This window comes from Pseudoalteromonas sp. S16_S37, assembly GCF_014694405.1.
Classification (GTDB): Bacteria; Pseudomonadota; Gammaproteobacteria; order Enterobacterales; family Alteromonadaceae; genus Pseudoalteromonas.
In genome coordinates this window covers 157,631-171,001 of sequence record NZ_JAAUWV010000004.1, presented here as the reverse complement: position 1 = coordinate 171,001, position 13,371 = coordinate 157,631, and the positions used below count along the sequence as shown (strand labels likewise).

The 13,371-nt window shown below is 41.1% G+C and carries 8 protein-coding genes; 1 reads left to right on the top strand and 7 read right to left on the bottom strand.

Going from position 1 to position 13,371, the window contains the following annotated elements; genetic code table 11:
• Positions 1-41 precede the first annotated feature (41 nt).
• A complete protein-coding gene (locus HC733_RS03870) occupies positions 42-551 on the top strand; it encodes a DUF2062 domain-containing protein (protein WP_190363730.1) in 510 nt (169 codons plus the stop codon).
• A gap of 59 nt (positions 552-610) precedes the next feature.
• Here HC733_RS03870 and HC733_RS03865 read toward each other — a convergent pair whose 3' ends face one another.
• The 7 genes from HC733_RS03865 to HC733_RS03835 all read right to left on the bottom strand — a co-directional run bounded on the left by HC733_RS03865 (position 611) and on the right by HC733_RS03835 (position 13,276).
• Complete coding sequence (locus HC733_RS03865; protein WP_190363729.1) at positions 611-2,356, bottom strand: DUF3466 family protein; 1,746 nt, start codon at positions 2,354-2,356, stop codon at positions 611-613.
• A gap of 11 nt (positions 2,357-2,367) precedes the next feature.
• Positions 2,368-4,281 (bottom strand): ATP-binding cassette ATPase Uup, encoded by a 1,914-nt coding sequence (gene uup / locus HC733_RS03860; protein WP_190363728.1) that lies wholly within the window; start codon positions 4,279-4,281, stop codon positions 2,368-2,370.
• 1 nt (position 4,282) lies between these two features.
• Positions 4,283-4,513, bottom strand: a complete 231-nt coding sequence (locus HC733_RS03855) for a glutaredoxin family protein (RefSeq protein ID WP_190363727.1) — start codon at positions 4,511-4,513, stop codon at positions 4,283-4,285.
• Positions 4,506-6,617 (bottom strand): bifunctional 23S rRNA (guanine(2069)-N(7))-methyltransferase RlmK/23S rRNA (guanine(2445)-N(2))-methyltransferase RlmL, encoded by a 2,112-nt coding sequence (rlmKL, locus tag HC733_RS03850; protein ID WP_190363726.1) that lies wholly within the window; start codon positions 6,615-6,617, stop codon positions 4,506-4,508. The genes HC733_RS03855 and rlmKL overlap by 8 nt, the downstream gene beginning before the upstream one ends.
• 59 nt (positions 6,618-6,676) lie before the next feature.
• Positions 6,677-7,207 (bottom strand): cell division protein ZapC domain-containing protein, encoded by a 531-nt coding sequence (locus HC733_RS03845; protein ID WP_190363766.1) that lies wholly within the window; start codon positions 7,205-7,207, stop codon positions 6,677-6,679.
• Positions 7,208-7,328: 121 nt separating this feature from the next.
• Positions 7,329-8,339, bottom strand: a complete 1,011-nt coding sequence (gene pyrD, locus HC733_RS03840) for a quinone-dependent dihydroorotate dehydrogenase (RefSeq protein WP_190363725.1) — start codon at positions 8,337-8,339, stop codon at positions 7,329-7,331.
• 98 nt (positions 8,340-8,437) lie between these two features.
• Positions 8,438-13,276, bottom strand: coding sequence for an NAD-glutamate dehydrogenase (locus HC733_RS03835; RefSeq protein ID WP_190363724.1), 4,839 nt, complete (start codon positions 13,274-13,276; stop codon positions 8,438-8,440).
• Positions 13,277-13,371 lie beyond the last annotated feature (95 nt).

The following is a 13,371-nucleotide window of genomic DNA, read 5'->3' as shown; positions in this document are numbered from 1 at the left end:
AACCCACACCCGAAGAGAATTGACGTATATGGTTTCACAGTATGGCTAAGAAAACGATCCAACGATTTTTACCCGATCACAATAAGATCAAACAGCAAAAGTCACTCAAAATATTTGGTCGTTTATTGCATGACGCCAACCTTTGGCATTTGAACAGACGCTCTGCCCGTGGCGCATTTTCTGTGGGGTTGTTCTTCGCATTCATCCCTGTTCCTTTTCAAATGGTACTAGCTGCTGCTTTTGCGATTCCATTTCGCGTAAATTTGCCTCTGTCAGTTGCCTTAGTGTGGTTAACCAACCCTCTCACCATGCCGCCCATTTTTTACTGCTCGTATTTGGTCGGCGTATTTGCCCTTGGTCAAGAGACTCAGCCATTTCATTTTGAGGCGAGCTGGGAATGGCTAACTCAGAGCTTGTCCACCATAGGTCCCGCATTTATGGTAGGCTCTTTGATCTGTGCAAGTGTTGCCTCTGTGATAGGTTACTTTGGCATCGACTACTTATGGCGAAGATCAGTTAATAAGGCTTGGTCTTCTAGAAATAAGCAATAGATATAAAATATAGACAATAAAAAAGCCCTTAAGGGCTTTTTTATTGTTCTGGTTATCTGTTAGCTTTTCGCTAATTTCAACTTTCTTCTTCGCAGCCATGCAAATGGTAGCGCTAGCAAACTCAAAAACACTGCACTTCCTGATTTACGCTCATACGTTTCCGCCTCTGGTGGTGGACAGCTTTCAACTTGGCCACCCGAGATGGGTGTTAACAATACAGGGAGAGTCACAGATTCGTACTCGATATTGCCCTTACTATCTTTTTCAATGTTACCCAAGCGGTCTCTACGTTCTACCGTTTTAGTCGCAATTGCGTAAATATGGTTTGACTCAGTGATCTTAATTGCCTCAGCAATAGTGTATGGATAGTTGTTTCCATTACTATCTTTACAAGGCAGTAAATCGTTAATATTGGTAACCTTATCATCACCTATTTGGTAGATAAAGCCCTCTCTGCGACGGTTAGCACCGTCCTTCTCAACTCGTGCTTGGCCTACGATAAATCCTGCATCATTGATATCAGTCGCAATGGCATCTGAGCCTTTAAAAAAGTATGGCAGCTCAACAAATTTATCTTCATTTAGGTCGTAATAAAATGCATATTGATCATTAATGGTGTTGCTAATTCTATCCGCCATATAACCAACGGCAATGTTGTTATTATTGATATCTGTTGCTTTGCCTATTTCGTACCATCTTTCTAACTTTTTAAATGCTTTAAAAGTACCGTCTTTAAAATACCCTGCTACGCCATATGGGTAGTAGTCATCGCCTTCTCTGTAGGGTGAATAACCAACCGCAATCCCAGCTTTGTTAACGGCTAAAGCTTCACTGATAAAAGCATCGTCTTCGTCTTCTTTAGGTGTTAAACCCAAACCTAAGTCTTGCGAGCTAACTACATTAAAGTTTTCGTCTAGCTGCCACTTAAATGCTCTCAAGTCATAAAATGTTCGACTAGATGATAGTTGCCTTATCCAACGACAAACTTGTAAAGGTTCATCTTTATCATCACAGTTATCATCGTAGTTTTTCTGGCGGTTCTCTGGGATACCAGTGCTTGATTGACCAACAACAACATAACCACCATCATCTAGCTTACGAATATCTGACGCCATGCTATAGCCACCATGCTCAGAAAATGCTGGCTCTAATGTTATCTTTTCACCCTGAGGAGTTAATACTATACCCCTAGAACTCCAATCACGGATAAAGTATGTCTTTGCTTGCGATTCACCTTCAGGCGTAAAAGTGGTTTTCGAAAAAGGTGATGACCCCCAACCAACAATAACCCCATCTTCACTAATAGCAGTCAAATAGTTTGACGTTGAACGAGTTAAACCATTAGTATCGGCATCCTCAACATCAAATATCACTTGCTCTTGTGCCGATACAGCATCAATATTAAGCGCTATCCTATCTTGAAGTTTTTGATATTCAGCAGAACTTGCTCGTGCTCCCAAAAAGTTCAACATAAAGCTAATTGCATCAGCATTCGTTGCAGCTACACCATTTTTAATATCTTCTAACGTAAAAGATATTACTTCGTCTATGTCTTTGTACGCCTTTTCAGTTTGAGTATAAGCATTCTTTATGTCGGTATCTTCGAAGTCGATGTAACTAACGTCAATGGGTAGCCCAAATAAGTTTGTTGCAGCACCGATAACTTGGCCATTATCGTTAACATCTGAGATTATTGTATATTTACCGCCTTCATAGCGAGGCAACTCTGTTAATTGGTAGGTAGCTGCAAGTGCCTGACTACTTAAGCCAGCAAAAATGCTTACAGCTAAAAATGTGTGCTTCATTTTATTCCTTACTACTGATTTTGTAATGCTTCTAGTTCTTCCCAACGCACGAACGCGATTTCAAGCTTCGACTCAAGTTCAGCTAATTCGTTCAACGCACTTTGCGTAGTTTGTGCATCTTGCTTGAAAAAGTCTGGGGCATTTACTATTTCTTGTTGCTGTTCTAGTGCTTGCTCAAGTGCTTCTACTTTACTTGGCAACTGCTCTAATTCAAGTTTTAATTTGTAACTTAGCTTGGTTGTTTTGTTATTACTTGCTTTGCTTTGTTTCGCTTGCTTTTCTGCATCTTGCTTAACTTGTTTTTCAAGTTCTTTTGCTTGCGCTTGACGCATAGCAACATATTGCTCGTAATCTGTATAACCACCAACGATATCAGTAATTTGACCACTGCCTTCGAATGCCCAAACTGAGTTACAAGTATTATCAATAAATTCACGGTCGTGGCTGACGATTAAGATGGTGCCCTGATACTGGTTGATAATGTCTTCAAGCAGTTCTAGCGTTTCGATATCTAAATCGTTGGTTGGTTCGTCCAATACCAACACATTGGATGGCTTCAAAAACAGCTTGGCGAGAAGTAAGCGATTCTTCTCTCCACCCGACAAAGCCTTAACAGGAGTTCGAGCTCTGGCTGGAGGAAACAAAAAGTCTTGCAAATAGCCAAGTACATGACGACTTCTTCCACCCATCATCACTTCTTGTTTACCCTCTGCAACGTTGTCTTGCACCGTTGCCTCTTCATCAAGTTTTTCACGATACTGATCAAAATAAGCAACTTCTAAATTCACGCCTTGCTTTATCTTTCCGCCGTCTGCAGCTAAGTCACCAAACAATAATTTGAGTAGTGTTGTTTTGCCCACACCATTAGGCCCAACAAGACCCACTCTATCGCCCCTCATCACAAGTGTTGAGAAATCTTTAGCGATAATTTTATCTTTAAAAGCATGATGCACATGCTGTGCTTCAAACACCAACTTGCCTGAGCGCTCTGCTGTTTCAATATTAAAGTCAGTTTTACCCACTTGTTCGACTCGTTGCTTACGCTCATTTCGAAGTGCTTTTAGTGCGCGAACACGTCCTTCATTACGCGTTCTTCTCGCTTTGATCCCTTGACGGATCCAAGCTTCTTCTTCGGCTAGCTTTTTGTCGAATAACGCATTTTGCGATTCTTCTACTTTTAAGTCGTGTGCTTTTTGCTCTAAGTATTTAGCATAGTCACCTGGATAAGAAATCAGCTTGCCCCTATCCAAATCAAGAATACGTGTAGCGACTGCTCTGATAAACGCCCTATCGTGCGAAATAAACACGATGCCGCCTTTAAAGTCTTTTAAAAACTGCTCCAACCAAATAACGCTGTTCATATCCAAATGGTTAGTTGGTTCGTCTAGAAGGAGTAGATCGGGTTCACTGACCAGCGCTTTTGCAAGCGCAACCTTGCGCAGCCATCCACCAGAGAGCTTTTCCAAGCGCATATTTGATTCGAGTTCAAGCTGGCTTAAAACCAACTTAATGCGGCTTTCAAAACGCCAAGCATCTGCCGCCTCAATTTTGTTCGACAGCTTCTCAAGTTTACCCAACAAGGCTGGTGATTGATCCGTCTGCAGCGCTTCGCTAACATGATTAAATTCAATCAGCAATTCAGCAATATTAGGTAAGCCATTGGCTACATAATCAAATACGGAGCCATGTGCGCCTTTAGGTGGGTCTTGTTCAAGACGAGAGACTTTTAACTCTCCTACACGGTTAATTTCACCGTCATCAAGTAACACTTCACCATCAAGTACTTTGAGTAAAGTAGATTTACCAGCACCGTTTCGACCAACGATACAGACTCTTTCACCGGCTTCGATAACCGCATCGGCATTGTCCAGCAAAGGGTGTGTGCCAAACGCTAATTGCGCTTTTGATATTCTAATTAAATCCATATTATTCTACGAGTTGTTGAATTTTTTGCTGATCAAAAGGCCAATATATGGCCTCTTCATCAGAGCATCTTTTCATTACTGGAATTGATGTTTGATATGCAGCCATCAAGGCTTCATCACTTACTATATCTATCAGCTCAAACTCCTCAGATGGTATGAGCTGCAACATCAATTCATAAGCTTGTTCACACAAATGACAACCTTCTGTGTGGTATAAAACATATTTAGCCATGGGTTATCAACCAGCTGTTGTGTATCTGTTTATTACGCTTAAAGTCTGGCGATAATGTCTCATTTGAGATGTTTTGCGCTTTTAAGCCAAGTCCAATCAAACCGACTTCATCGATTTTAAAACCGCGCTTGTTGTTTGAGAAAATAAGCACGCCTTTTGGGCTTAAGATCTTTTTAACCCAAGTCAGTAACTGAATGTGGTCTCGTTGTACATCAAATACGTCCTTCATTCGTTTCGAGTTAGAAAAGGTTGGCGGGTCTAAAAATATCAGATCATACTGACCTTGCGCATGCTCCAGCCACTTTAAACAATCTGCCTGCTCAAAGCGATAACGCGGGTTCTTTAAGTTATTTAACGCAAAGTTTTCTTCTGCCCATTTTAGATACGTTTTTGACATATCTACCGTCATAACCGATTTTGCATCACCGATTGCGGCATGCACCGATGCTGAACCCGTGTAAGAAAACAAATTCAAAAAGCGTTTGTCTTTGGCATTTTGTTGAATGTAACGACGCGCCAAGCGGTGATCTAAAAATAGCCCCGTATCGAGATAATCAAACAAATTAACTTTAAATTTAGCGCCAAACTCTTCTACCGTATCATAACGATTTTGCTTATCCATCGCTGTGTACTGTGACTCGCCTTTTTGCTTTTTACGAACCTTTACTGCGATGTTCTGTGGCGCAATTTGTAACTGTTCGGCGGTAAGTGTGATCACATCCTGCAAACGCTTTTGTGCAACGTTGTCGTCTATTTCTTTAGGCGCGGCATACTCAAAGATAACGGCCGAATCATTATACACATCAACAGCAACGTTATATTCCGGAATGTCGGCGTCATACACGCGATATGCGTTAATTTGCTCATTTTTGAGCCAACTTTTTAGTGCCTGTTTATTCTTTTTCAAACGATTTGCAAACGCAGTAGAGCCCTCAAAGTTGAGGCCTACTTTCTGTTCGTTTTGTGTTACTTGACGTTCGTTAAGCTCATACATATTTAGCTCAACATCAATCGGACCGTTTTTAAATTTGTAACGTTTTTCTCTAGATAGCTTTAACAACTTAAACAAACTGTCGTCTGTGCCCAGTAAAGCTAATCGCCATTCTTTAAAATGCTTTTTAAACGCGATCCCCATATTACGGTACAAGTTAACTAGCTCGGCCATTGACCCTAAACGTTCACCATAAGGTAAGTTACTCAGTACAACCCCTGAACGTTTTGCAACCTGACCCAAAGCATTGGCATCTTTAACGCTAAACTGAATGTGCTCGCTAACCCCTGCTCTTTGGGCATTTTGCTCAGCAACAGCAACCACCTTTTGATCAAAGTCTGATCCGATGATCCACAATTTATTGTCTTTTTGTGCTGATTTTAATTCTGCTTGTATTTCATCAAATTTGGCTTTTCTAAAGCTTGGTAATCGCTTAAATGCGAACTCTCGATTTAAGTTGCTATAGATATTATTCGCCATACAAGCCGCTTCAATCAGCAGCGTACCTGAGCCACAACATGGGTCAAATAAAGGGCGAGTGGTGTCTTCAAGCCAGCCGCTACGCTTCACTAAGGCAGCAGCAAGATGTTCACGAATTGGCGCTTTACCTTGACGCGTACGGTATCCTCTATCTGATAAACGAGGTCCTGAGTAGTCGATGTATAACGCACATTTGTTTTTATTCAGTTTTGCGATAACTCTGATGTTAGGATCAGTTTTGTCTACGTTTGGACGCTGCTCATAGAGATCATTAAAATAATCTACAATGCCGTCTTTTATAACTAAACCAGAGAACTGAGTATTTTTCAGCTCTGTATTGGTACCGTTAAACTCTATTGCAAATGTTTGAGTTGGACCAAACCAATCTTGCCAAGCTTGAAATCTTGCAAACTTATAAAGCGCTGCTTTGTCTTTAATCTCTTCACTTTCGTCAATCATCAACATAACACGAGTGGCGAAACGTGTTGTTAAACAAAACTTTTGCGCGGCTAGATTATCAGCATTAAAACGAATAGAGCCAACATTTTGCTTGACCAGTTCTAGTCCTGCTTGTTGAAGTTCTTCCGCTAAGAGATGTTCGATACCAATAGATGTGAGCGCGATAAATTGCAATGTACTAACCCTTTATATTCAATTACCAGCGAGTATAACATAGGTTAGAGACAGCTTGATCACGCCATTTTGGAAATTTTATTACAGCTTAATAATGGGTGGATTCGGTTATTAAGCACTTTGATAGCTTGAAACTGTTCTAAAGATAAGTTTTCATCTAGAGCAAATTGAAGACTTAAACTAATACATAAGCATGCGCCGTCGACTTGTTCTACGATGAAGAAATCACCTTCTTGCTGTGTCGTTCTCAAGCGTACAATGGCCTCAGTACATGGTTGGTCACCAGTGTAAGTTTCAAAAAACCAACTTTTTGCTTGCACAGGTAATAAGTAAAACTTTGCTGCGGTTGCGTTAAGTGCGATTTGACAACATTGTGGCTCAGACCAAACATTAAAACTACGTAAATACGCAAAAACATTTTGATAATAGGCGGCTTCAACAATGCTTAGGTGGGGATCTGAGTAGGCGTCTTGTGTTAATTGACGCAAACGGAAAGGCGTGCAGAGTATCAACTCTTCACCTAAATCTACAAGCAAACGATTTCTTTGGCGACAACTAATCCATTGCCACTCTTTAGATGCCTGCAAAATGATTCTCCCCGTACTATTTTAATTTATTGAATAGTACGTGGGAGTATAACTAAAAATTCTAAGGTGTGAAAATATTTATAAGAACAATTTGTTTACGATCATTTAGTTATATAACTGATCATTATAAACCGTCAACGATCCTTTTCACCAACGTAGGACCTTCATAAATAAAGCCGGTATAGACTTGCAATAAAGACGCACCTGCTGCCAGCTTTTCTTTTGCAGCTTCGGCACTGTCAATGCCGCCTACACCAATAATTGGCAGTTTGCCCTCGGTTAAACGTTTAAGTTCCCCCACAACAAATGTCGATTTTTCGCGTACTGGACGACCAGACAATCCACCAGCTTCAGTGCCATATTGCATCCCTTGAACAGCCGTACGCTCCAACGTTGTATTAGTCGCAATTACTCCATCAATTCTATTTTTTACAAGAGATTCAGCAATTTGCGCCACTTGTACAGCGTCAATATCAGGTGCAATCTTTACTAGCATAGGAACTGATTTACTATGTTTGGCAATTAAGTCCATTTGCTCGTTTTTCAAGCTTTGTAGTAAATCGTCAAGTGCATCACCATATTGTAAGTCACGCAAACCTGGCGTGTTTGGAGAGGAAATATTCACGGTAATATATGAAGCATGCTCGAACACTTTTCTCATACAGTGAATGTAGTCGTCTTTTCCTTTCTCATTTGGTGTATCTTTATTTTTACCTATGTTGATCCCTAAGATCCCATCATATTTCGCAGCTTTGACATTGTTGACTAGGTTATCAACGCCTTTATTGTTAAAGCCCATGCGGTTAATGATGGCATGTGCTAGCGGTAATCTAAATATACGAGGTTTGTCATTTCCTGCTTGTGGTCGTGGCGTTACCGTACCAACTTCAAGAAAACCGAAGCCCATTTGCGCAAAGGCTTCTATACATTCAGCATTTTTATCTAAACCCGCAGCGAGCCCCACTGGATTTTTAAATTCTAAGCCAAGGAAGTTTACTGGTTTATCCGCGACTGACTGCGACCATGCCATACTCAAAGGGGTATGTGCAAAACGACGCAGATTAGTTAATGCAAATTCGTGTGCCCATTCAGCATCACGGCTAAACATATAGCGACGCGCAATATCATAAAACATGAAAACTCCTAAAAGATCCTAAGTAACATAACAATCTGCATAAGCATGCAGACAAAAAAATACCCCAGCAAGGCCGGGGTATTTTAACGATTTAAAAATTATTTGGTAGTGTCACAGTTGTGGCTTAACAACATAAGCTCACGTAACGCAACCGAGAACTTAGCAAAATCGTGGCTTTGCGAGGTCTTAAACTCTTGAAGCATTTGCTGCCAACGGTATAACAACGTTGACTGGTTCTCCATCCACTTCTCAATCAATGCATTAACGTCTTCGTCATCATTGTCGAAGCTATTAAGTACAACCTCTGAAAGAGAACGTTGCTGCCAATCTAGTTCTTCACGATATGAAGCTCTAGCCAATGCTTGCCAATGGTTAGATACCTGCTGCGCAGTGATCTGATCCAAGAACCAGTGTAAACCCATTTTCGCGCCAAGCTTAAAGTAAGTGTTAGAAACTAGGCTAATTTTACGACCTGAGTTATGTGCAACTTCAGCTAAGTCCATTACAGAGAACAAGCTCGATAATGATACAATGCGCATTGCGATATCACTCGGTACACCTTGCTCTTCAAGTTTCTTGGCATTAGCCAAAATTGAAGCGCTCTCTGTTTCAACCATATAGCTGTTAAGGTTTTTGCTTACATCTTTAAAGATTGGAGTAAAGAACTCGATGGTTTGACCAATGGTCTGTGCCTTATTGCGATGACGTAAGAACCAACGTGTTGCGCGACGAACTGTACGGCGAAGTTGATACAACATTTCCGTCTGAACCGCAGCTGGGATCTTATTATCAAGCGCAGCAATTGCGCTCCATGTGCTCTTCATCTCAAAAATAGCACTTGCAATCGAATAACACAGAGCTATCTCGCTATCACTCGCGCCTGTTTCTTCGTTCATGCGAACCATGAAGTTCAAGCCCATATCATTAACAATACTATTTGCTAACTTGGTGGCTATGATTTCTTTGCGCAGTGGATGGTTGTCCATCGCGGAACCGAATTTTTCACGCAGAGGCGCGGGGAACGAGTTTACTAGTAATTGACGGTAATACGGGTTTTCAGATACTTCATCAACAACTAAAGACTCTTTGAGCACCATTTTCGAATATGAAACGAGTACAGACAGCTCTGGGCGAGTTAAATCTTTATCCGCCGCAGCACGTTCTGCAAGCTCTTCATCTGTCGGTAAGAACTCAATTGTACGGTCTAACTTGCCTTCTTTTTCAAGCGCATGAATAAAGCGTACTTTTTCTTTGAGTGTAGCCGGGCCTTTAGACTTAGTGATCGACAAAGTATGTGTCTGACGGTAACAATCTGCTAATACCAGTTGTGCTACTTCATCAGTCATTGAGTATAGTAACTCATCACGCTGCTTCTTAGTTAAGTCACCTTCTGCAACTAAACCATTAAGCAAAATCTTAATGTTTACTTCGTTATCTGAACAAGCAACACCACCTACGTTATCAATAAAGTCGGTATTAATACGTCCGCCTTTGCTTGCAAACTCAATACGACCTAATTGCGTAGCACCTAAGTTACCACCCTCACCAAATACTTTTGCACCCAGCTCAGCACCATTAATACGCAATGCATCATTTGCACGGTCACCAACTTCTGCATTGGTTTCTTTAGAGTGCTTGATGTAGGTTCCGATACCACCGTTCCAAAGTAAGTCAGATGGCATCATTAATAATGCTTTAATTAACTCGTTTGGTGTCATGCTCACTTTTTTAGTATTGAGCATTTTTTTCATTTCAGCCGTAAGCGTTATTGATTTAGCAGCACGCGAGAAAATACCGCCACCTTCAGAAATTAACGACTTATCATAGTCTTCCCAAGACGAGCGTGGTAGTGCAAATAAACGTTCACGTTCAACATATGACTTAGCTGCATCTGGATTAGGGTCAATAAAGATATGCATGTGGTTAAATGCCGCTTGCAATCTAATGTGCTTAGATAGAAGCATACCATTACCGAATACATCCCCTGCCATGTCACCGATACCAACAACTGTGAAGTCAGTTGTTTGACAATCAATATCCATTTCACGGAAGTGACGTTTTACAGACTCCCAAGCCCCCTTGGCTGTGATACCCATTTTCTTGTGGTCATAACCAATTGAACCGCCTGATGCAAATGCATCACCTAGCCAGAAGTTGTATTCTAATGCAATGCCATTGGCTATATCAGAGAAGGTCGCTGTACCTTTGTCGGCAGCTACTACTAGATATGGGTCATCTTCATCGTGACGAATTACACTTTCAGGCGGAACAATTTCGCCATGAACAATGTTGTCGGTAATATCTAATAAACCGCGGATGAAAATCTTGTAACACTCTTGGCCTTCTTTAAAGAACGCTTCACGATCAGTTGGAAGCTGCTTACAAACGAAGCCACCTTTAGAACCAACAGGCACAATAACTGTGTTTTTAACTTGCTGCGCTTTAACTAAGCCTAAGACTTCGGTGCGGAAGTCTTCACGACGGTCTGACCAACGCAAACCACCACGCGCAACTTTACCGCCACGTAAGTGAACACCTTCAACGCGCGGTGAGTAAACGAAAATTTCATACGCAGGTAGAGGAAGCGGCATATCAGGAATTTCGCTAGGCTTAACCTTGAATGAAACATAAGACTTATTAGTACCATCTTGTTCTTTTTGGAAGAAGTTGGTGCGCAGCGTTGCATTCATCATATCAACATACAAGCGGATGATACGGTCGTCATCTAGGTTCGCTACGTTTTCCAACTCTTCATATATATCAGCAACAACTTTGTCGATAGTTTTCTGCGATGCTGGTTTTGTCGGTGAAAACTTTTTAACGAATAGATCTACAATTTTAGCCGCAATATGCGGGTAATGATCAAAGGTGCTCTCAATATAGCTTTGTGAGAACGTAACCCCAATTTGACGCATATATTTTGCGTATGCACGCAGGATTGACGCTTCACGTCCCGTCAAACCACCCAATAAAACTAAGCGGTTGAAGCCGTCATTTTCTAGGCGGTTATGCCAAACATTAGTAAGTGCAGCTCTAAAACGAGCAGATACTTTATTAAAATCGGCAATACCTTTGCTATCAAGCAGCATTGAGAAGTCCATGATCCAGTTTACTTGACCATCACTAGACTTAATCGCATACGGTGTTTCACCAATCACTCGTAAACCAAAGTTTTCAAGCATTGGCATAACATCAGATAAATGGATCGGCTCGTCTTTGTGGAACAAGCTTAAACGAACGATTTGAGAATTTGCTTCTTCTTGTGGACGGTAGAAAAGCATGTCTAGCTTGTTCTCATCATCAAGTTGCTCTAACTTCTCAATATCTACCACTGCAGCACTTGGCAACACTTCGTCTTTATATGCGCCTGGGAACGCCGACGAGTACTTTCTAAATAACTCGTTGCCACGAGCCTCACCAGCACTTTCTAATAGTGCATCATGAAGTTTATCTTCCCATGTGCGGGCCGCTTCGATTAAATTGTTTTCGATGTCTTTCACGTTATATTCAATATTGTTGTCAGCTACGCGCACTGTGTAATGCGTTCTTGCCAGCGTAGACTCAGAGAAATATGTGGTGAATTCAACTTTTTCTTTTGATTGGAACGCATTGGCCAATAATTGTTGAGTTTCACGTCTAAGTGCGGTGTTATAGCGCTCTCTTGGTACATATACCATACAAGAAAAGAAGCGTCCGTAAATGTCTTTGCGCACAAACAAACGACACATGTCACGTTCTTGTACTTGCAATACACCCGTAGCCACTTCTAAAAGTTCGCTTTCTCGAGCTTGCACTAGTTCATCGCGTGGGTATGTTTCAAGAATATTTAACACTGCTTTGTATGCGTGCGTTCCTTTAGCAAAATCACACATTTGCATAATGCGGTTGATTTTGCCTCTTAGCACAGGCACATCAGCCGCACTATTGTTGTAAAAACTTGATGAGAATAAACCGATAAAACGGTCTTCTCCTATCACATTACCTTTGTTATCAAAGCGCTTGATACCAACATAATCTACGTATGCAGGACGGTGTACACGTGACAGTGAATTTGTTTTTGTTAGTATCAGAAGATTATCACTGCGTGCCTCTTTGCGAGCAACCTCAGGTAATTCTGAAAGCAGTCGGCCTTGAGCATCTGCTGATTTTTTCATCAAGCCTAAACTTGTTTCAGCTACGTGCTTAAGTTCGTAGTCACCTTGTACTGGTGTTAAGTCATACTGACGATAACCCATGAAGGTAAAGTTATCTTGAGTTAACCAATCTAAAAACTCGATAGCTTCTTTAACTTCACTTTCATCGCAGTTAAAGTGGCGTTTTGGCAAGTCTTTAATAACAGCCTTAAGCTTATCTCGAATGGGTAACCAGTCTTCTACCGCCAAAGACACATCTTGTAGTACTGATTCAAGCTCTTTTGTAAAAGCTTCAATCTCATTTTTATCTGTCTGACGGTCTATCTCAATAAAGAACACAGTTTTAGTCGATGTCGACTCTTGTTCTGCCTTTAGATTTGAAATAGCAGCTATTTTTCCAGCATCATCGCGTTGAATTTTGAGCGGACAGTGCAATAGCAAATGCGAAACAATATTTTCGCGATTCATTGCCATACGTACTGAGTCAACTAAGAAAGGCATATCTTTAGCAATGATCTCTACGATGGTGTGAGATGACTGCCAGCCATCTTTTGCCACCTCAGGATTGAATACGCGGATCACCGCTTCATCTGAGTTATTTTTTTCGAGAGAATTCCAAAGACTAAGTGCAGCGCCATATAGGTCACTATCGTTGCGGTTTGCCAAGTCCTCTTTAGACATATTGCTGTACAAGGCTTTGGCAAATGTTTCAACGAGTGACACGTTCTCTGCATGAACTTTCTTGTGGATCAACTTACATACGTTATCGAGGATAACTGATGCTGGACCTTCATTTTGTGTCATATGTGTTCCTTAATCTATACCACCTTTGAACGGTAGATTATTTGTACAGCTGTTTATTAGCGTGGAGTCAGTAGAATTTTAACCTTTCTGACGCT